This is a genomic window from Pseudonocardia sp. NPDC046786 (assembly GCF_040645415.1).
GTDB lineage: Bacteria > Actinomycetota > Actinomycetes > Mycobacteriales > Pseudonocardiaceae > Pseudonocardia > Pseudonocardia kongjuensis.
This window is the reverse complement of record NZ_JBEYYF010000013.1, coordinates 111823-131023: the sequence shown is the minus strand read 5'-3', so window position 1 is coordinate 131023 and position 19201 is coordinate 111823. Positions and strand designations below refer to the sequence as shown.

17 protein-coding genes, 1 tRNA gene and 1 pseudogene are annotated in these 19201 nt (G+C 72.6%); 11 read left to right on the top strand and 8 right to left on the bottom strand.

Annotation, left to right across the window (positions count from 1 at the left end):
- The first annotated feature begins 117 nt into the window (after nt 1-117).
- Entirely contained in the window at nt 118-1644 is a 1527-nt protein-coding gene (locus tag ABZ881_RS17910) for a cryptochrome/photolyase family protein (RefSeq protein WP_358485820.1), read from the top strand.
- Nucleotides 1645-1712: 68 nt separating this feature from the next.
- Here the strand turns inward: ABZ881_RS17910 and ABZ881_RS17905 are convergent, their stop codons facing one another.
- Complete coding sequence (locus tag ABZ881_RS17905; protein ID WP_358485818.1) at nt 1713-3377, bottom strand: DUF222 domain-containing protein; 1665 nt, start codon at nt 3375-3377, stop codon at nt 1713-1715.
- Nucleotides 3378-3659: 282 nt separating this feature from the next.
- On the opposite strand from ABZ881_RS17905, the gene ABZ881_RS17900 reads away from it, so the two are divergent.
- A complete protein-coding gene (locus ABZ881_RS17900; RefSeq protein ID WP_358485815.1) occupies nt 3660-4286 on the top strand; it encodes a MauE/DoxX family redox-associated membrane protein in 627 nt (208 codons plus the stop codon).
- A gap of 278 nt (nt 4287-4564) precedes the next feature.
- Nucleotides 4565-5299: a thioredoxin domain-containing protein gene (locus ABZ881_RS17895; protein WP_358485813.1), complete on the top strand. Its 735-nt coding sequence runs from the start codon at nt 4565-4567 to the stop codon at nt 5297-5299.
- A 39-nt stretch (nt 5300-5338) separates the two neighbouring features.
- On the opposite strand, the gene ABZ881_RS17890 is transcribed toward ABZ881_RS17895, so the two are convergent.
- Entirely contained in the window at nt 5339-5929 is a 591-nt protein-coding gene (locus tag ABZ881_RS17890) for a hypothetical protein (RefSeq protein ID WP_358485811.1), read from the bottom strand.
- Nucleotides 5930-6041: 112 nt separating this feature from the next.
- Here ABZ881_RS17890 and ABZ881_RS17885 point away from each other — a divergent pair, with 112 nt between their 5' ends.
- Nucleotides 6042-7487: a PLP-dependent aminotransferase family protein gene (locus tag ABZ881_RS17885; RefSeq protein ID WP_358485808.1), complete on the top strand. Its 1446-nt coding sequence runs from the start codon at nt 6042-6044 to the stop codon at nt 7485-7487.
- 4 nt (nt 7488-7491) lie between these two features.
- Here the strand turns inward: ABZ881_RS17885 and ABZ881_RS17880 are convergent, their stop codons facing one another.
- On the bottom strand, nt 7492-8010 hold the full coding sequence (locus tag ABZ881_RS17880) for a gluconokinase (RefSeq protein ID WP_358485806.1): 519 nt from the start codon (nt 8008-8010) through the stop codon (nt 7492-7494).
- 134 nt (nt 8011-8144) lie between these two features.
- On the opposite strand from ABZ881_RS17880, the gene ABZ881_RS17875 reads away from it, so the two are divergent.
- The 3 genes from ABZ881_RS17875 (at nt 8145) to ABZ881_RS17865 (ending at nt 10180) form a co-directional block, all read left to right on the top strand.
- Entirely contained in the window at nt 8145-8879 is a 735-nt protein-coding gene (locus ABZ881_RS17875) for a FadR/GntR family transcriptional regulator (protein WP_358485804.1), read from the top strand.
- 141 nt (nt 8880-9020) lie between these two features.
- Nucleotides 9021-9857 (top strand): helix-turn-helix domain-containing protein, encoded by an 837-nt coding sequence (locus tag ABZ881_RS17870; RefSeq protein WP_358485801.1) that lies wholly within the window; start codon nt 9021-9023, stop codon nt 9855-9857.
- Between the two features lie 250 nt (nt 9858-10107).
- A tRNA-Ala gene (locus ABZ881_RS17865) sits at nt 10108-10180 on the top strand.
- Between the two features lie 680 nt (nt 10181-10860).
- Here ABZ881_RS17865 and ABZ881_RS17860 read toward each other — a convergent pair.
- Together ABZ881_RS17860 and ABZ881_RS17855 are read right to left on the bottom strand one after the other, a co-directional pair.
- Nucleotides 10861-11236: pseudogene (locus ABZ881_RS17860) on the bottom strand (ATP-binding protein); the annotation flags it as partial.
- A gap of 109 nt (nt 11237-11345) precedes the next feature.
- Nucleotides 11346-12173 carry a MerR family transcriptional regulator gene (locus tag ABZ881_RS17855; protein ID WP_358485799.1) on the bottom strand — a complete coding sequence of 276 codons (828 nt, stop codon included), beginning with the start codon at nt 12171-12173 and terminating at the stop codon, nt 11346-11348.
- A 139-nt stretch (nt 12174-12312) separates the two neighbouring features.
- Between ABZ881_RS17855 and ABZ881_RS17850 the strand changes: the two genes are divergently transcribed.
- From ABZ881_RS17850 to ABZ881_RS17840, 3 genes are all read left to right on the top strand, one after another.
- Nucleotides 12313-12654, top strand: a complete 342-nt coding sequence (locus ABZ881_RS17850) for a nuclear transport factor 2 family protein (protein ID WP_358485797.1) — start codon at nt 12313-12315, stop codon at nt 12652-12654.
- The gene (locus ABZ881_RS17845) at nt 12651-13496 is read left to right on the top strand and encodes an SDR family NAD(P)-dependent oxidoreductase (RefSeq protein WP_358485795.1); all 846 of its coding nucleotides are present in this window, start codon (nt 12651-12653) and stop codon (nt 13494-13496) included. Before ABZ881_RS17850 ends, ABZ881_RS17845 begins: the two co-directional genes overlap by 4 nt.
- A gap of 497 nt (nt 13497-13993) precedes the next feature.
- Entirely contained in the window at nt 13994-14500 is a 507-nt protein-coding gene (locus ABZ881_RS17840; protein ID WP_358485792.1) for a helix-turn-helix domain-containing protein, read from the top strand.
- A gap of 65 nt (nt 14501-14565) precedes the next feature.
- On the opposite strand, the gene ABZ881_RS17835 is transcribed toward ABZ881_RS17840, so the two are convergent.
- The gene (locus ABZ881_RS17835) at nt 14566-15549 is read right to left on the bottom strand and encodes a glucosyl-3-phosphoglycerate synthase (protein ID WP_358485790.1); all 984 of its coding nucleotides are present in this window, start codon (nt 15547-15549) and stop codon (nt 14566-14568) included.
- 59 nt (nt 15550-15608) lie between these two features.
- A complete protein-coding gene (locus tag ABZ881_RS17830; protein WP_358485788.1) occupies nt 15609-17570 on the bottom strand; it encodes an acetoacetate--CoA ligase in 1962 nt (653 codons plus the stop codon).
- Nucleotides 17571-17740: 170 nt separating this feature from the next.
- Between ABZ881_RS17830 and ABZ881_RS17825 the strand changes: the two genes are divergently transcribed.
- Nucleotides 17741-18730, top strand: a complete 990-nt coding sequence (locus tag ABZ881_RS17825; protein ID WP_344022555.1) for an LLM class flavin-dependent oxidoreductase — start codon at nt 17741-17743, stop codon at nt 18728-18730.
- A 31-nt stretch (nt 18731-18761) separates the two neighbouring features.
- Here ABZ881_RS17825 and ABZ881_RS17820 read toward each other — a convergent pair whose 3' ends face one another.
- Nucleotides 18762-19181: a hypothetical protein gene (locus tag ABZ881_RS17820; RefSeq protein ID WP_358485785.1), complete on the bottom strand. Its 420-nt coding sequence runs from the start codon at nt 19179-19181 to the stop codon at nt 18762-18764.
- Nucleotides 19182-19201 lie beyond the last annotated feature (20 nt).

Here is a 19201-nt window from a genome sequence, read left to right as displayed (position 1 = left end):
CCCGTCGTCCCCGCCGTCCCTGTTGTCCCGTTGTCCGTGTTGTCGCCGGTGTCCGCTGTGGCATCGCCCGGGCCGGTCCGGCGCGCGGTTCCGCTCGGCCGGCTCGACACTGGATCGATGGCGAGCACCTCCCGCACCCCGGAGCGTCGGTCCGGCCCGGACGACGACCGGGCCCCGTTGTGGCTGTTCGCCGACCAGCTCGGACCCCACGTGTGGGACACCGACGAGCACGCCGGCCGGGAGATCGTCCTCGTCGAGTCGGCACGGGCGCTGGGCCGCAGGCGGCACCACCGGCAGAAGCTGCACCTCGTCCTGTCGGGGATGCGGCATCTCGCCGACGAGCTCGGCGACCGGGTGACCCTCCTGCGCACCGAGAGCTACCGCGAGGCGCTCGAGCGGATCGGCAGACCCGTCGTCGTGCACCAGCCGACGTCGTTCCCGGCGTCGGACATGGTGCGCCGGTTCCGGACGGAGGGCCTCGTCGCCGGGATCCGGCCGACACCGACGTTCGCCCTGTCGAAGGAGGAGTTCGACGACTGGGCCGGTGACCGGGACACCTTCCGGATGGAGGAGTTCTACCGGGCGCAGCGGGAACGGTTCGACGTGCTGGTCGACGGCGACGGTCCGGTCGGGGGAACCTGGAACCTCGACCGGGAGAACCGCGAGCACCCGCCGAAGGGTGCGACGACGCTCGGGGTTACGCCGCCGTGGCAGCCGTCCGAGGACGGGATCGACGAACAGGTCAGGGCCGAGCTCGACGCGACACCGTGGCCGATGACCGGCTCGGACGGTCCCCGGCGGTTCGCCGTGACCCATCGCGAGGCGACGACCGCGCTGCAGCACTTCGTCCGGCACCGGCTCGACCCGTTCGGCCCCTACGAGGACGCCGTGCTGGCCGGGGACTGGGCGATGGCGCACTCGCTGCTGTCGGTCCCGATGAACCTCGGCGTGCTGCACCCGCTCGACGCCGTCCGCGCCGCGGAACGTGCCTATCGCGACGGCACCGCCCGGCTCGCCAGCGTCGAGGGGTTCGTCCGGCAGGTCCTGGGGTGGCGGGAGTACGTGTGGCAGCTGTACTGGCGGTTCGGCCGCGGCTACACCCGGCGCAACCAGCTGCGGGCGCGCTCGCCGCTGCCGGACTGGTGGGCCGATCTCGACGCCGACGCGGTCACCGCGAGATGCCTGTCGTCGGCACTCGCCGACGTCCGGGACCGCGGCTGGACCCACCACATCCAGCGCCTGATGATCCTCGGCAACCATGCCCTGCAGCGCGGATACCGGCCTGCGGAGCTCAACGAGTGGTTCGCGACCCGGTTCGTCGACGGTTTCGCCTGGGTCATGCCGGCCAACGTGATCGGGATGAGCCAGCACGCCGACGGGGGCCGGATGGCCACGAAGCCGTACTCCTCGGGCGGCGCCTACATCGACCGGATGACCGACTTCTGCGGTGGCTGCGCGTTCGACCCGAAGGTGCGGGTCGGGGAGAACGCCTGCCCCTACACGGCCGGCTACTGGCAGTTCGTGCACCGGCACCGTGACCTCATGGCTGCGAACAACAGGACCGCGCGGGCCGTCGCCACGATGGACCGGCTGAAGGACCTCGACGACCTGCTGGAACAGGAGTCCGCCCGCGAGCAGTACTGAGCCCCGGAGACGGGGTCGGTCGCACCGGGAGCGCCGGTCCGGACGTCCGGTCGCGCATGGCCCGTGCATCAGAACGGTGCCTCGGCGGTGCCCTGGGCGAGCCGCGCGGCCAGCCCGGGATCGCGCAGCAACGCGAGCACTCCCGGGCCGCGCCCGCCGGCGCCATCCGGACCGGCCCCGCCCGGGCCGTGTGCGAAGGAGCCGGCCGGCTCCGGCTCGGACCGGTGGACGTGGCCGGACGGAGTGGTCCACTCGGTGGTCCCGTCCGGCATCAGCACGGTGCGCCATCCGGGCAGGTGCTTGAGGACGTGGTGCGAACGGCACAGTGGATGCAGGTTGTCGGCGCTCGTCGGGCCGGCGCCGGACCGCGGATCGTGCGGGACCACATGGTCGAGATCGCACCGATGTGCCGGCACCCGGCATCCCGGATGTGCGCATCTGCCGTGCCGGGCACGGACCAGCTCGGCCAGGGCGACGCCCGGCCGGTACGCGGTGGTGTCCCGGTGCACGACGTGCCCGGCCGGATCGGTCAGCAGCCGGTACCAGACGCAGGCCGGATCGAAGGCCAGCGCGCGGGCGTCCGAGACGGGGAGCGGCCCGTACCCGGCGAGCTCGGCCGGCCCCTCGGACCGGCCGAGGAGCGCGTCGAGCGGGACGGTGACGTTGATCCGGACGGACACCGAGTTACGGACGGGGTCGTAGCCGCCGGAGGGTGCGGCGGCCGGCCCGGCGCTGCCCGCTCCGGCGCTGGTCGGTCCGGTGCTGCTTGGTCGGGCGTTGCTGGGTTCTGTTCTGGCCGGGTCGGCGCCGCTCGTGGTGGCAGCGCCTCCCGGTCGGCTCGCCGTGGTGCCGGCCCCCGGGCCGGGCCATCCCGTCTCGCGCAGGACGAGATCGGTCAGCACGTCGGTCCGGCGCTGGTCCATCGTGCGGGGATCGGAGGTCCCGCACCGGCGGGCGTGCTCGTCGAGCACGGCGTAGACACCCACCGCGGCCGCGGCCGGGAGGAACACCCGCAGTGTCGCCATCCCCTGAGGCTCGGCCTGCAGCTCGACCGACCGCGAGCGGATCGCGCGGTCCCGGCGCCGCGCCGGGAGCTCACGATCGGCGAGCGCCGTCAGGAAGCGGTCGATCGCGACCCGCAGCTGCCCGACCGTCTGTCGTGGGGCGGCCGGGAGCACCGCGGCCTGGAGCCGCGCGGCCTGCTCGTCGGTCAGGTCGGCGGTACCGTCGAGGATCTTCCTGGCCTTCACCGGGGTCAGCAGCCCGGCCCTGGCCAGCTCGGTGGTGGGGCCGTGCACCGGCTCGTGCAGACGGCGGGCGTGCTCGAGGCGACGCAGCATCGCGGCACCGGTGAGATGCAACATCAGCTGGATCTCGGCCGTCGCCGACCGGGAGGCGTGACCGACCGTGTCGAAAGGCCCCGGGGGTCCGTCGGCCGAATCCCGATCGGTGAGGAGCCGGGCCATCGCGGCCTCCGCGTCGGTGACGAAGGAGGCCATCTCGGCATCCTGAACGGTCTGCAGCCAGCCGATGACGCGTTCGAGGGCACCGATGCGCTCCAGGCGATCGCCGCCGGTCGCGGACCGGTCGGGTGGTCGCGCCAGGACCGTGACGAGCGCGGGACCGGGGACGCGCTCGGAGAGGCGGACGGGCCCGGTCACGGTGGTGGTGAGGGTGGCCGGGGACGCATCGGTGTCGGCATCACCGCAGGCAGTCGCCATGTCATCGAACATGTGGTCGATTCTCGCGTACCGGACCGACAGTTTCGCGACGATCTGACGGCCTGTGGACAACTCGGCGATTGTTCACCCGGATGGAGTGAGAGGGCTCCGGCGCCGCTCATCCAATGGGGAGCCGGTCGGTGGAGAGGTCTGGCCGGTCCGTTCGAGGGCGGGCGGGCGTGCGCGGCCCGGTGGGACCCGGTGCTGCCGGTGTCCCGCCGGGAGCAGCCGGCCCGGTGTCGTCCGCCCGGACGTGTGAACCGGCCGGCGGGAGCCTCTCGCTAGGCTCCCGCCGTGAGATCCGCCCGCCTGCTGGACGTCGTGGGCACCGCCGTGCGGCTCGGTCTGGCAGTCGTGTGGCTGGTGTCCGGTGGCGCCAAGCTGGCCGATCCGTTGCAGGCGGCGGTCGCCGTCGACGCGTACGAGATCCTGCCTGCGGGTGCCGTGCCGGTCGTCGCGACCGTGCTGCCGCTGCTGGAGCTGGCGCTCGGTGCGCTGCTGCTGCTCGGCGTCGGCACCCGGCTGGCCGGGGTGGTCAGCGTGCTGCTGCTGCTCGGGTTCGTCGCCGGTCTGGTGCAGGCGTGGGTCCGCGGCCTGTCCATCGACTGCGGGTGTTTCGGTGGCGGCGGACCGGTGGAGCCGGGGGAGGAGCGGTACCTCTCGTCGCTGTTGCGCGATCTCGGCTTCCTGGCGCTCGCGCTGTGGGTGTCGGTGCGTCCGCGCACATTGCTGGCGGTGGACCGGATCTGGGACGGAGGTGGACCTATGAGCGACGCGGACGGTGACCGGGTGCCCGACGAGACGGTGGTCGGCCGGCGCGCACCCGGCTCGTGGCCGGATGTCGACGGCACCGCGGTCGACGACTGGCCGGGTGCGGACACGGCGGATCCGGAGCATGCGGGGGACGACCGGGGCCGGTGACGGGCCGACGTGGCCCAGGTGAGCAGAGCAGCGGCCGGGTGGGTGCGGACGGGTAGCGCCGGCCGGCGGGCGGGCCCGGTGGGTGAGCCCGGTGGGTGAGCCCGGTGGGTGAGCAGAGCAGAGCCGGTGGGTCCGGGAGCGGCGGGCGCGGTACCGGCCCGGTGGTGAGCAGAGCAGGAGCGGGTCCGGACCGGGACCGGGGCGGGGGACCGCGACCGGCCGGCTCCCGGGACCGGTGACACGTCCGGTGCGAACGGCGGCACGGAGAGGGAACAGCGATGGGACAGTCGGAGCGGGAGCGGCGGGCAGCCGCACAGGCGCGGCTGCAGGCGGCCGGGATCACCCCGCCGAAGGAGCCCGGCGGCGCCACCCGCGCCCTGGTGATCGGCGCCGTGGTCCTGGTGTTCGCGCTGGTCACGGGCCTCTACCTGGCGTGGCAGAACTTCACCGCCGGTGCCGAGCCCGCGTACCCGGTCGCCCGGGACGGCGCCGTGGTCAGGGCGGGCGACCAGGCCGCGCCGGTCACAGTCGACGTCTACGAGGACTATCTCTGCCCGACCTGCCAGCAGTTCGAGCGCATCTACCGCGACCAGCTCACCCGGGCCATGAACGACGGCATGGTCAAGGTCAACTATCACACGATCGCCATCCTGGACGACCGTTCGGCGCCCCCCGGCTACTCCACCCGGGCCAGCAACGCGGCGCTCTGCGCGGTCGACGCCGGGATCTACCCGGCGTACCACTCCCGGCTCTACGTCGACCAGCCGCGCCAGGGCACCGCGGGCCTGTCGGTCGAGCAGCTGACCGCGCTCGGCACCGAGCTGGGCGCGACCGGGGACTTCGACGGATGTGTCGCGGGCCAGGCGGGGACGCAGTCGATCGTCGACGCGACGGAGGCGGCGATCGCGAACCCGGCGGCCGCCCCCGGTGGCCGGTTCGCCACCCCGACCGTGCTGGTGGACGGCCGGATGGCCGATCTCACGAACTCCGACTGGCTGTCGAACATCACCTGACCGTCACCTGGCCCGACACCGGCCACCGGCTGACGCCGCTCACCGGGACGTCCGGACGGTGAACCAGGGCAGGAACCACTGGACCAGCGGTCCGACGCCGAGCGCGTAGACCACGGTCACCAGGCCGAAGGTGCCACCGAGTAGCCATCCCGAGAGCACCACCGTCACCTCGATCCCGGTCCGCGCCGCGCGCACCGAGCGCCCGGTGCGGGCCGCGAGGCCGGTCATCAGGCCGTCCCGCGGGCCGGCCCCGAGGCCGACCCCGATGTAGGCGGCCGTCGCGGCGGCGTTCAACACGATCCCGGTGACCGCGAGCCCGGCCCGCGCCCAGAGCCCGTCCACCACCGGTACGACGGCGAGCGCGCCGTCGACCGCCAGCGCGATCACGACGACGTTGGCGAGGGTCCCGATACCCGGCCGCTCCCGCAGCGGGAGCCACAGCAGCAGCACGACCACCCCGGTCACGGCGACGACGACACCGATCGAGAGGCCGGTGCGCAGCGCCAGCCCCTGGTGCAGCACGTCCCACGGCATCGAGCCCAGACCGGCGCGCATCATCAACGCCATCGAGAGCGCGTACCCGACCAGCCCGAGCACGAGCTGCACCAGCCGCCGGCGTCGCCGGGGCATCCGCAGAGACCACCGCGTGCCGTCCTTCCATCCGATCGTCACGTCACGGCATCCTGCCCCTGAATTGGTGTGTCGTCTGCAATCCAATCGAGCAGAAGTGGACTGAAGCAAGATGGACGGAATCGGAGCGGCCGCGCTGGCCGAGCTGTGTGGCGAGGTCCGGGGCGGGCGCGGGCCGGCGTACCGCACGCTCGCCGACGCGATCCGGGTCCTGGTCGGCGACGGGCGGCTGCCGGCCGGCACCCGGCTCCCGGCCGAGCGGGCGTTCGCCGAACGGCTGCGGGTCAGCCGGGTCACCGTCACGCACGCCTGCCGCGAGCTGCGCGAGGAGGGCTGGGCGGACGCGCGGCAGGGATCGGGCACCTGGGTCCGGCTCCCGGACGGCCAGGCCGGCGTCGACGGGGCCTGGGTGCCCGGCCCGCCCCGCGGCGGTGTCATCGACCTGGCGCACGCCGCCCCGGCCGCCCCGCCGGGCATGTCCGGGTTGGTGCAGCGGGCCGTGCGGCGGCTCGACGGCGAGCTGGCCGGGCACGGGTACGGCCCGGACGGCCTGCCCGAGCTGCGCGAGCGGATCGCCGCCCGGTTCACCGCCCGCGGCGTGCCCACCGATCCGGACCGGATCGTCGTCACCGGCGGCGCGCTGCACGCGATCGGGATCGCGGTCGCGGAGCTGACCGGCGCCGGCGACCGGGTGCTGGTCGAGCACCCGACCTACCCCTCCGCGCTGGACGTCCTCGCCGACGCCGGCGTCCGGCCGGTCCCGGTCGCGCCCGGGCCCGGCATCGAGGACGCGTTGCCGCGGGCCGCCCGGCAGACGGCCGCGCGGGCGGCGTACCTGATGGCGGACTTCCAGAACCCGACCGGCCGGCTGCTCGGCGACGACAGCCGCGCCCGGCTGCTGCACCGGCTCGCCCGGCAGGGGACCGTGGCGATCGTCGACGAGACGTTCGCCGAGCTGGACCTGCGGGAGGGGGTGCGCTCACCGCTGCCGTGCGCGGCGCACGCGCTGCGCGACGACGACGTCGTCACCGTCGGCGGGGCCAGCAAGATCGCCTGGGGCGGGTTGCGGCTGGGCTGGATCCGGGCGGCCCGGGAGCCCGCCGCGCGGATGCGGCGGCGGCTGGCCCGCGCCCAGATCGCGCAGCCCGTGCTCGAGCAGCTGATCGCGGTCGAGGTGCTGGACGCGATCGACGGCATCCGGGCCGAGCGGACCGCCGAGCTGCGCCGGCGCCGGGACCGGCTGGTCGGCGAGCTCGCCGCGGTGCTGCCCGAGTGGCGTCCGGTCGTTCCCGACGGTGGTCTGGTGCTCTGGTGCGATCTCGGCGCGGAGCTGTCGACGGCGTTGACGGCGGTCGCGCCGCGGCACGGGCTGACGCTCGCGCCCGGCCCGAGGTTCGGTACCGGTCACGCCTTCGAGGACCGGCTCCGGTTGCCCTTCACCCATCCCGGCCCGGTGCTCGCCGAGGCGGTCCGGCGGCTCCGCCGGGCGCACGACGAGATCGCCGGGACGTCCGCCGGTGCCGGACGTCCGGCCGGGCCGGCACCGGTCGTCGTGTAGCGCCTCAACCCAGGTCGGCGGCGCCGGCCTCGACGAGCTCGCCGACCGGGGCGTCGATGTCCAGGGTGGTGCCCGCCTCCCCGGCGGCGAGCGGCTCGAGCGTGTCGAGCTGGGAGGTGAGCAGAGCAGGCGGCATGAAGTGCCCGGCGCGCCCGCCCATCCGGGCGGCGAGGACCTCGCGTCCGCCGGCCAGGTGCAGGAAGGCGGTGCGCGGGGCGTGCGCCCGGATCCGGTCCCGGTAGCTGCGGCGCAGCGCCGAGCAGGCGACGACCAGCCCGTCGTCGTCGTGGCCGGCCAGCTCGGCGCCGACGGCGTCCAGCCAGGGCCACCGGTCGTCGTCGGTGAGCGGGACACCGGAGCTCATCTTCGCGACGTTCGCCGGGGGGTGCAGGCCGTCGGCGTCGGTGAAGGCGAGGCCGAGCCGCTCGGCGAGCGCGGCCCCGACCGTGGACTTGCCGGATCCCGACACCCCCATCACCACGATCAACGGTGGTCGCTGGACGTCCTGCGGCTGGTGCGTCACTGCAGCGGCTCCTCGGGGTGCGGCACCGGACGCGAGCCGGACTGCCCGGCCGGTACCGACCAGCCTGCGTCATAAGTACTACTTATTCAAGATCGTATCGATTCAGATATGCCGAATGTGCGAGCATGCGGGGGATGAACGACGGGAGCGAGATCGGTGCGGGTCTACATGCCGACGTCGTCGACCGGCTCGGGGCGCGCGTCGCGGGTGGCGGGATCCCGCCGGGCACCGTCCTGCGGGCCGACGAGCTGGGCGAACGCTACGGGGTCTCGCGGACCGTCGTGCGCGAGGCCGTGCGGGTCCTCGAGTCGATGGGGCTGGTGCAGAGCCGCCGCCGGGTCGGGACGACGGTCGCCCCCCGCGAGCACTGGAACGTGCTCGATCCGCGGGTGATCCGCTGGCGGCTGGACGGGGCGGAGCGGGCCGGGCAGCTGCGCTCACTGTCCGAGCTGCGGCACGGGATCGAGCCGGTCGCGGCGCTGCTCGCGGCCACCCGGGCGACCCCCGAGCAGTGCGGCGAGCTGGTCGGTGCGGTGATGGACATGACCGTGCACGGCCGCAGCGGCGATCTCGCCGCGTACCTGGGTGCCGACGTCCGGTTCCACCGGACCCTGCTCGCCGCGTCCGGCAACGAGATGCTCGCGGCGCTGGGCGACACGGTTGCGGAGGTGCTCGCCGGCCGGACCCGGCACCACCTGATGCCAGACCGGCCGGAGCCGGCGGCGATCCGGCTGCACGGCGACGTCGCCGACGCGGTCCGGTGCGGCGACGGCGCCGCCGCGGAGACGGCGATGCGGGCGATCCTGACCGAGGCCGCGTCGGCGATGAGGACGGACGGCATGGACAGCGGGGCGGCGCCGGATCAATGATTGTGATGAAGGGGAGCAGTGCCCCGTAGCACTCGATCGTTCACGATCGATTCATTCGCGGGCCCTGCGTGCCGGGGCCGCGTCGCGGTGATGGCACCGGACGCACGACGGCGTCGAACGATTGATTGAGATGATCCCGCAATGTCCGTGCAGCACGTGACCGGAGAGCTGCAGCGCCTCGGCATGTCCGGCTACGAGGCCAAGGCCTACGTGGCGCTGGTCCTCGCCGCCGAGCCGGTCAACGGCTACGAGGTGGCCAAGCGCTCCGGGGTTCCCCGGAGTACCGTGTACGAGACCCTCGGCAAGCTCGTCGGGCGCGGCGCGGCGTACGAGGTGCGCACCGACGACGACTCGGTCGGCTACGTCCCGCTCCCGCCGCGCTCGCTGCTGGAGCGGATGCGCCGCGAGTTCGACCGCACCATCCAGGTCCTGGAGGACGAGCTGCCCCGGCTGGCGACACCGCCGCCGGTCCGGCTGGTGCACTCCCTCGCCGAGCGCAGCACCCTGATCGAGCGGGCCGAGGACGTCGTCACCGCGGCCGAGGGCGAGCTGTACATGTCCGGCTGGCCCGACGACCTCGACGCGCTCACCCCGGGCGCCCGCCGCGCCGAGGAGCGCGGCGTCGCCGTGCGCCGGGTGGTGTTCGGTGACGACGGCGACCCGGTCGGCTGGACCACCGAGCACCGCTACTCCAGCCCGGAGGCGGTCGAGGAGAACCTGGGGCAGCGGCTGCTGGTCGTCGTCGCGGACCGCAGCCAGGCGGTGATCGGCGGGCTGACGGCGGACCGCACTTGGGGGCTGTACACCGACGACCCGGCGGCCGTCCTGCTCGCCGTCGACTACGTGCGGCACGACATCGCGATGCACGTCGTGGCCGACCGCTACGCCGATCACGGGTTCGACGAGTTCTGGACCGGTGACCAGGCGCTGCGGCGGCTCCGCGGGTCCGCCGGCCCGGACCGGGGGTGTACCGGCTGATCCGGTCCGGGCCCGGTTCCCGCCGACGACGCCGGGGCCGGCGACGGCCTCCCGGCGCCGGGGGGCCGGCCCGGGGCCGGAGTGTCACCGGCGATCGCCGTGCCGTCCGGGGAGGCCGCGGGGAGCGGGGGTGGACAGGGTCGTCCGAGGTCGGAGCGCGGTGGCGGCGGCACGCCGGCGGGCCCCCGCGGAACAGGCACCCCCCTGTCCGGGGCCGGGACGGCGCCGTGTACTGTTCTGCATGTCGCAAGGGGCTGTGGCGCAGCTGGTAGCGCACTTGACTGGCAGTCAAGGGGTCAGGGGTTCGAATCCCCTCAGCTCCACCCTTCTTCACCAGCCAGAACTTCGGTTCTGGCTTTTGTTGCCCGCTGGACAGCTACGGCGGACAGCAACGTTCTCGGCAGTCCAGCGCGTCATCGAGCTGTTCGAGTGCGACGCGTTGGGTCTCTGGAATCACGTGGCCGTAGACGTTCATGGTCATCTCGATTGCGGAGAGACGTGCTGGAAAGCGCGGCCCCTCAGTACAGCTTGATCGCAGGCCGGAACCAGTTCGATGGTTCCGGCCTTCTACGTTTCCGGCCCGTCCCGGCCCGTGGTTCCGGCCGGTGTGCCCGTCGGCGCCGGGTGTCGGAGGGGGCCCACGACCTGGCGCGATCTCACCGCGATACGGTCCAGGAGATCGATCTCGTGGAGGTGCCGCACGATGCGGGTCCCGGCTGGCGACATGCAGGCGGGGGAGCCGGAGCCTCCGCCGGCCCACGACATGGAGTGTGCCCCGGGTGCTGCCCGTGACGACGAGGAGCAGGTCGGCTCCGCTGCGGATCGGCGTCAACCACGGGGCGCAGGTGGACGCCGTCGTCCCGGCGCTCCTGAAGGGCGACGCCGACGACCGGGAGGTGCGCCGGGTGTCCGGGGACGGGCTGTGGTGTCGGTTGGTGGACGACCTGACGTGTCGTAGGCCCGGGCGGGATCATGACACAGCTGCGGGGACAGCGGACAGGGTTCTGTCCTTGAGCCGGTAGCTGGGTCCGTTGATGGCGACGACGTCGCAGTGGTGCAGGAGCCGGTCGAGGATGGCGGTGGCGATGACGTCGTCGGTGAGACTGGCCCCATTCGGAGAAGGTCTTGTTGCTGGTGAGGATGATCGAGTCGCGTTCGTAGCGGCGGCTGATCAGCTGGAACACCATGTTCGCCGCGGCCCGGTCGCAGGGCAGGTAACCCACTTCGTCGAGGACCAGGACCGAGGGCCGTAGGTAGGTCTGGAGCTTGCGGGCGAACCGGCCGGCGGTTTCGGCGGCGCGGAGTTGACGGACGCAGTCGTCGAGGCTGGCGACCCCGGCACCGAGGCCGAACGCGGTGGCGTTCGCCAGGCCGAGCACCAGGTCCTCGAGTTGGGGGGCGTAGTGGATGCGGGCGGCATCACCCGGTGCGGGGTTGAGCCAAGCCCCCGTAGCTGCCGAATCGCTCGTGCAAGCTACTGATCTCCTTTCACGTCGATGACGCAGTGGTGTTGAAGATCGGCCAGCAGATCTCGGTGGCGGTGAACCGGGCCGGATCTGTGGGGGTGCCGCCGAAGTAGTGTTCGCGGATGGGCCCCGGGCTGCTGATCAGGTGCTCGTTGACGTAGATTCCCAGGGCTGCGTAGCTGCGGTCGATGCTGTCGTGGCCGCCCGGGTGGGTGAGCACCGCGAACTCCGTGCGGGGAAGGCTCTCGGCCTGGACACCCTCGGGCGGATCGCCGGCGGGTGGTGCGGGGACGAACATGGTCGCGCGGCCCTGCTCCTCCAGAAACAGTGCTCTCTCGTAGAGGCCGCCGGGCACCACCGCGGTCGGTGTGCCCGCGGCGGTGGCGACAGCCCGGTGCAGGGTCCTCAGCGTCGTTGCGAACCAGTCCTCGATCTCGGAGACGTCGATGGTGGCGCTGACGGACCAGACGACGGATGCCGGCTCGTGGCGCAACGTGACGTCGGTGGGAGGACTCGCCGGGGCGAGCAGCTCACGCAGCGCTCCCACGGTGTCGCGGGTCTGCGCGAGCGCGGCCTCCATCCGTTCGAGATGGACGGTGATGATCTCAGTGCGGGCCCCGGCGTCGTCAGTGCTCAGGAGCGCCTTGATGTCGGGGATGGACATGCCCAGCGAGCGGAACCGGCGGATGATGTGCGCATGATCGACCTGGCTGGTGTCGTAGAAGCGGTAGCCGGTGTGGGGGTCGACCTGGGTCGGTTCGAGAATGCCGATGTCGTGATAGTGGCGTAGCGCTTTACGGCTCAGACTGGTCATCAGTGCGAAGTCACCGATCGAGACCTGGGCTCCCATGGCTTCCTCCTCTACGTTGCGTCGTCCACCTCGGATGAGAGCGATCCTGAAGCCTTCCCCTAGGGCAAGGTCAACGTCACTGCGGGCTCGCAATCACGGGGTTGACCTTCCCCTCACGGGAACCTTCATCGTCGGGCCCATGACCACAGCAGAATGGGACGCGCTCCCAGGAACCGTGAAGACCTTCATGGCCGCACTCGACGCCCAGGAGTTCGATCGGGCGCTCGCCACCTTCACTTCCGATGCCGTGGTGACCGATGACGGCCGAGACTACGCAGGCACCGACAAGATCCGGACCTGGCTGGCGACGGCAGTCACCGAGTACACCTACACGGCCACGTTCACCGGTGCGTCGGCTACCGACGGAGGCGTCGACGTCGGGCAGCATCTGGAGGGCGACTTCCCGGGTGGGGTCGTCGACCTGAACTACCGCTTCACGCTGGATGGCGCAGCGATCCGTCGGCTGGTGATCGAGCCGTGACGCGACGGTGGTTCATCACCGGCGGCACGCCGGGCAACTTCGGGATGGCCTTCGCCGAGGCGGCGCTCGACACCGGTGACCGCGTGGTGTTGACGTCCCGCCGCCCGCAGGAGTTGGCCACGTGGGCGGACAGATACGGCGACCGCGTCCTCGTCGTGCCGCTGGAGCTCACCGATGCAACACAGGTGCGGCGCGCGGTCAAGACAGCCGAGGAGCGCTTCGGCGGTATCGATGTGCTGGTCAACAACGCAGGCCGTGGGTGGTACGGATCCATCGAGGCGATGGACGAGTCGGCCATGCGAGCGATGTTCGAGCTGAACTTCTTCGCCGTGCTCTCCGTGACCCGTGCGGTGCTGCCAGGGATGCGTGCCCGCGGTGACGGGTGGATCGTCAACGTGTCGTCGGTTGCCGGACTCGTATCGGCGCCCGGATTCGGCTTCTACAGCGCAACGAAGCACGCGATCGAGGCCATCACCGATGCGTTGCACGACGAGGTCGCCGCACAGGGGATCTCCGTGTTGACCGTCGAACCGGGAGCGTTCCGAACCAACGCCTACGCTGGATTCGCCAACGAAGCCGTCGAGGAGGCGATCCCGGTCTATCACGAGATGCTGGAGGAGGTCCGGGCCGCCTTCATCGGGATGGACGGCGAGCAGCCCGGCGACCCGCGCCGCGGTGCCCGCGCGGTGATCACGGCGATGTCCCAGGACCCGCCGCCCCGCCGGCTGCTCCTGGGCAACAGCGGATACGACGCCGTGGTCGATGCGCTCGAGAAGAACCTTGCCGACATCCGGGCGAGCGAAAGCCTCTCTCGCAGCGCGGACTTCCCCGCCCAGCCGTGATGCCCTGGAGGTTGCATTGCCTGGCATCGGCTGGTGATGCCAACGGACGAAGGTCTCCGGTTGTGTGAAGTGGAACCGTCTAGGAGCCGCCTCACTGACCGGAGGCCTTCGTGTCTCACGCCCCACGTTGGTCGTCCCCCGTCTCGTGGAAACGCTGATTCGGGCCCGGCGAGGAAGCGGGACAATGTCTGACCATGTCCCCGCAGGAACGACTCCGATGTGGACTACGGGCGGGCCGTCGAGCTGTATGAACCCACTCAGGGTGCCTCGGTGAGGGCGTCGCCGCCGACCTGGTCGTCGACACCCTGACAGTCGCCGCTCGGGCGCGCGGAGCCTGACTCTGGCGACCTTCCAGCCCGACCGCGGCAAGGGGGTCTACGCCTCATTACGCCAGACTGAGCTCGGAGCAAACTGGGCGTGACCCGCTCGATGGGTGCGGTCGGGTCCAGCGCCGACAACGCTCTGGCCGAGTCGTTCGCCGCCCAGAAGCGGGAAACGTGCTCGTCGACGCGGAGTGGACCGACGCGGTCGGCATCGACCGGATCCTCGAGGAGTCCGGGGTCGCCAAGGGCTCCCTCTACTACAACTTCAGCGGCAAGGCGGAGCTGGTCACCGAGTACTACCTCCGCCAGCACGCCCGGTGGGTCGGGCGGATCGCCGACGCGGCGCAACGGCAGGAGCACCCTCGATCGACGACCCTCGCGATCTTCGACGAGCTCGGCACCATCTTCACCGAGCCCGATTTCCGTGGCTGCGCGCTGAACAACTCCTCCGCCGACACCCGTTCCGGGAGCCCGAAGGACCTGGCCGTCCGGAAGTTCCGTTCCTGGCTGCACGCGCTGTTCCGCGAGCCGGTGACGGAGCTCGGCGTCGACGATCCCGATCAGCTCGTCGCCCAGCTGGTGCTGCTGCTCGACGGCGCGAACGTCGCCGCGAACTCCGGCTCCACCCGCACGGCCGCCGGCTGCGCGAAGGCGATCGCGGAGGCGATCCTGCCCGGCTGACCCGCAGACGACACCGGGCGGGCACAGGTGCTGCGCGCGGTGCGGGCGTCCGGGGTCGCGTACTGCTACGAGGAGATGACGGTCGGCGCGGTCCCGGTGGCCGCTCCGGTGCCCGCCGGCCGGAGATCGCACATCGGGGGCCGGTCGGTGCCGTCCACCCGGTGCTCCTGCGGAACCCACCGCCCCCCGGACCGGCCGAACTGGACGATGCTCGGCGCACCCCCCGGCGAGCCGGTCCCGTCGCGGCGCAGCACCGTGTCGACGATCTGCCGGGCCATCACGCCGAGCTCGAGCAGCGTCCGGTTGCGGTGCTTCCGCACGCCGAGATCGACCTGCGCGATGGCGTCCAGCCCGCGCCGGTGCAGGGTGTCGATCAGCAGGCCGATCTCGACGCCGTAGCCGGCCGCGAACGGCAGCGACTCCAGCAGTTCGCGGGTGGCCGCGTACTCGCCGCCGAGCGGCTGGACCACCCCGGCCAGATCGGGCTGCAGGGCGGCCAGCAGCGGGCGCACCGTGAGCTCGGTGACCCGGCCGCCGCCGGTCGCGGCCTCGATCCCCGCCAGCCGCAGCGGGCGCCGGTAGAAGCCTTTGACCAGGGCGATCCGGTCGTCCTGGAACAGCGGTTCCAGCAGCGAGCCGACGAGCGCGGCCGGGTCGGCCTCGACCAGGTCGGAGTCGACGAACACCAGGACGTCACCGGTGGTCGCGGCCAGCGAACGCCAGAGCACCTCGCCCTTGCCGGGGCGGACCGGCACGTCCGGCAGCGCCTCCTCGCGGGTGACCACCCGGGCCCCGGCGGCGGCCGAGACCTCGCGGGTGCGGTCGGTGGAGCCGGAGTCGACGACCACCACCTCGCCGACCAACGGATCCGGGCCGCGGGTCAGCGGCACCAGCCCGGCGACGAGCGCGCCGACCGTGGCCTCCTCGTCCAGCGCCGGCAGCACCACCGAGACGGTCCGGCGGTGCCGGGACGCCCGCAGCCGGTCGACCGGCATCCCCGAGTCGTGCCAGGTCCGGCGGCCGAACCAGCTCCGGACGTGGTCGTCCACCGTGCAGTCCTCCTGGACGGGATGACGGGAGGGACGACGATCGTATCGGCGCGCGCCGGTCAGCCCGTCCGCCGGGCCCGGCGCCGGGCGAACCCGGCGTACCAGCGCAGGGTGTCCGGGTCGTCGACGGAGGCGATGTTCGCGGCCTTCTCCAGCGGCCGCCCGGCCAGCAGCTTCTTGATCGGGACCTCGAGCCGCTTGCCGCTGAGCGTGTGCGGCACGCCGGGCGCCTCGATGATCTCGTCGGGGACGTGCCGCGGGGTGAGCCGGGACCGCAGGGTGTCCACGACGGTGGCCCGCAGCGCGTCGTCGAGCACGTGCCCCTCGGCGGGGACGACGAACAGGCCGAGCCAGTAGCCGTCGTCGGGCTCCTCGACGCCGACGACCAGGGTCTCGGCGATCTCCGGGAGCGTCTCCAGCACGTCGTAGAAGTCGCTGCTGCCCAGCCGCACACCGTGCCGGTTCAGGGTGGAGTCGGACCGGCCGTGGATGGACACGTCCCCCTCGGGATGGAAGGTCACCCAGTCCCCGTGCCGCCAGACCCCGGGCCAGGTGTCGAAGTAGGACTCGGTGTAGCGCACCGCGTCCGGGTCGTTCCACAGGTACACCGGCATCGACGGTAGCGGCTGGGTGAGGACGAGGTCCCCGACCGTGCCGACCACCGGCCGCCCGTCCTCGTCCCAGGAGGCGCAGTCGACGCCGGCCAGCCGCCCGCCGATCCGGCCGACCCGCACCGGGGCGTACTCGTTGCCGCCGACGAACGCACCGGAGATGTCGGTGCCGCCGCTGGTGGAGTCGATCCGCACGTGCGGGCCGACGTGCTCGAGGATCCAGTGGTAGCCCGCCGACGGCAGCGCCGAGCCGCTGACCATGACGTGCCGCAGCCGGCCCAGGTCGTGCTCGGACCGGGGCGACACCCCGGTGCTCGCGGTCGCGGTGACCACGGCGGCGCCGAGCAGCAGGAGGTCCGTGCGGGTGCGGGCGGCGACCTCGAACACGGCGCCCGCCGGGTGACCGGGGCTGCCCTCGTACAGCACGATCGTCGCGCCCCGGGTGAGCGCGCCGAGCTGCATGTTCCACAGTGCCCAGCCGGTGGAGGTGAAGGCGAACATCCGCTCGCCCTCGCGCAGGCCGCAGTACAGCCCGGCCCACCGGAGGCCCTCCAGGGTGATCCCGCCGTGCCCGTGCACCAGGCCCTTGGGCAGCCCCGTGGTGCCGGAGGTGAACAGCACCCAGAGCGGGTGCGAGAACTCGACCTGCGCGAACTCGAGCGGGGCGGGCTCGGCGAGCAGCTCGGCCCACGGCGTGCTGCCGTCCGGGGCGGGCCGGTCGGACAGGTACGGGACGTGCACCACGTGCCGGACCGTCGGCAGGTTCGCCCGCAGCTGCGCGACGACGTCGCTGCGGTCGATCTCGCGGCCGTTCCAGTGGTACCCGTCGGCGGCGACGAGCACGGTCGGCTCCAGCTGGGCCAGCCGGCCGATCGTCCCGTCGGCGCCGAAGTCGGGGGAGCAGCACGCCCACACCGCCCCGACGGCGGCCGTGGCGAGCACGCCGATCACCGCGTGCTCGGTGTCGGGCAGGTAGGCGGCGACCCGGTCCCCGGGCCGCACCCCGGCCCGGCGCAGCCAGGCCGCGGCCGCGGCGACCGAGCCGCGCAGCTCGCCCCAGGTGATCTCCCGGGCGGGCCCGCCGCCCTCCTGCAGGCACACCAGCGCGGCGGCGTCGTCCGCCCCGTGGCGCAGCGCGTGCCGCGCCCAGTTCAGCCGGGCCCCGGTGAACCAGCGGGTGTGCGGCATCGGATCGGCGGTCCGCACCTGCGTCCACGGCGTGGACAGCTCGACCCGGTAGTACTCGACGACGGCGGTCCAGAACCGGTCGATGTCCGCGACCGACCACTCCCAGAGGGCGTCGTGGTCGGGGAAGCCCCGGCCCTCGCGCTCCTGCAGCCAGTCGAGGAATCCGCGCAGCGCGGACGACTCGACGCGGGCGTCGGACGGGCTCCACAGGATGTCGGTCATCCTCGGAACATAGGGCTGCGACGCCGTCCGACGGCCCCGGTTGAGAATGCGTTGAGATCCACATGACGCGGGGTTGAGCGGACCGCGGGAAGGTCGGTCCTGCATCCGCGTGCGCCGGTCCTGCAGGCCCGGACCGGGCGCCGACGACGACGTGTCGAGGGGACCGACCGATGAAGCTCGCTCTCTACCTGCCCAACTTCCGCGACCACGTCACGGTGAAGGAGCTGGAGGACCTGACCGTCCTCGCCGAGGACCTGGACTTCGACTCGGTCTGGACACTGGACCGGATCATCGTCCCGGAGAGCTCGGACCGCCTGGAGCTGCAGTACCCGTTCGGCATGATGGACGACCTGCCCAGGGGGCTGCCGGTGGTCGCGGCCGGCAAGTGGTTCCAGGGCATGACGCTGATCCCGTGGCTCGCCGCGAAGACCGAGAAGGTCCGGATCGGCATGAGCATCATCGACACCCCCTACCGCTCGCCGGGCGTGCTGGCCGCCGAGCTCGCCACCCAGGACCACCTCGCGAACGGCAGGCTGAACGTCGGCGTCGGCTCCGGCTGGATGCCCGAGGAGTTCGCCGCCGCCAGCGCCGCGCACCTGTTCCCACGCCGGCACGCGCACGTCCGCGAGACGATCGAGATCATGCAGGGCATCTGGTCGAACGAGCTGTTCGAGTACCACGGCGAGTTCGCCGACTTCCCGCTCTCCGGCTTCGGCCACAAGCCGGTCCAGCAGCCCGGGCCGCCGATCTTCTTCTCCGGCCTGAAGGACCCGAAGCGCTCGGCGAAGCGGATCGCCAAGTACGGCCTGCAGGGCTGGATCGGCATCCAGGACTCGCCCGAGGACATCCGCCGCTGGAAGGGCGAGATGGAGCGCGAGCTGGGCGAGCTCGGCCGCGGCTTCCCGGACGGCTTCGAGATGTGCAGCATGATCTGGTTCGTCATCACCGACGAGCCGATGGACCAGACCCCGGCGGGCAAGGCGACGAACCTGCTGGCCGGCAACGCCCAGCAGATCGAGGACATGCTGAAGCGCTACAAGGAGGCCGGGATGACGATGCCGCTGCTGTGGCCGCCGTTCCGCGACGTCCCGACCAGCAAGACCCTCGACGACCTCAAGCGGCTGAACGAGGAGATCCTGCCGAAGGTCAACGCGAGCTGAGCACCGGCCTCGCAGCGGCCGGCGGGGTGGCTCACCGGAGCCCCTGCCGGCCGACCAGGACCGCGAGCACCGCCTGGACGACGACGTAGCCGACGACGAACGGCAGCATCACCAGCGCCGGGTGCGCCGCGCCGGGATCGGGCAGCGGCACCAGCCAGGCGACGCCGACGACCAGGCCCGAGTTGAGCAGCGAGAGCCGCGCGTAGCCGAACCCGTCGCCGTCGGCCTGGCGCCGGGCGAGCTCGAACACCACCATCAGCCGGAACAGCACGCCGACCAGCAGCGCCGCGAGGACCGGCGCGCCGACGGTGTAGCCCTCGCCGAGCACCCGCAGCACCGGCCACCCGAGTGCCGCGCCGAGCACGAGCAGCGGGACGAACACCGTCAGCATCCGGCGGCGGGTGGACCGGGCGAGGTCGGCGGCCCGGTGCGGCTCGCGGGCGGTCTGCACGGCCGGCGACCAGCACGAAG

Excerpts from the sequence above, each read along its gene's own strand:
- ABZ881_RS17910 (WP_358485820.1), top strand. The coding sequence starts at position 118 with ATGGCGAGCACCTCCCGCACCCCGGAGCGTCGGTCCGGCCCGGACGAC.
- ABZ881_RS17905 (WP_358485818.1), bottom strand. The coding sequence starts at position 3,377 with ATGTTCGATGACATGGCGACTGCCTGCGGTGATGCCGACACCGATGCG.
- ABZ881_RS17895 (WP_358485813.1), top strand. The coding sequence starts at position 4,565 with ATGGGACAGTCGGAGCGGGAGCGGCGGGCAGCCGCACAGGCGCGGCTG.
- ABZ881_RS17890 (WP_358485811.1), bottom strand. The coding sequence starts at position 5,929 with ATGCCCCGGCGACGCCGGCGGCTGGTGCAGCTCGTGCTCGGGCTGGTC.
- ABZ881_RS17885 (WP_358485808.1), top strand. The coding sequence starts at position 6,042 with ATGGACGGAATCGGAGCGGCCGCGCTGGCCGAGCTGTGTGGCGAGGTC.
- ABZ881_RS17875 (WP_358485804.1), top strand. The coding sequence starts at position 8,145 with ATGAACGACGGGAGCGAGATCGGTGCGGGTCTACATGCCGACGTCGTC.
- ABZ881_RS17870 (WP_358485801.1), top strand. The coding sequence starts at position 9,021 with ATGTCCGTGCAGCACGTGACCGGAGAGCTGCAGCGCCTCGGCATGTCC.
- ABZ881_RS17855 (WP_358485799.1), bottom strand. The coding sequence starts at position 12,173 with ATGGGAGCCCAGGTCTCGATCGGTGACTTCGCACTGATGACCAGTCTG.
- ABZ881_RS17850 (WP_358485797.1), top strand. The coding sequence starts at position 12,313 with ATGACCACAGCAGAATGGGACGCGCTCCCAGGAACCGTGAAGACCTTC.
- ABZ881_RS17830 (WP_358485788.1), bottom strand. The coding sequence starts at position 17,570 with ATGACCGACATCCTGTGGAGCCCGTCCGACGCCCGCGTCGAGTCGTCC.
- ABZ881_RS17825 (WP_344022555.1), top strand. The coding sequence starts at position 17,741 with ATGAAGCTCGCTCTCTACCTGCCCAACTTCCGCGACCACGTCACGGTG.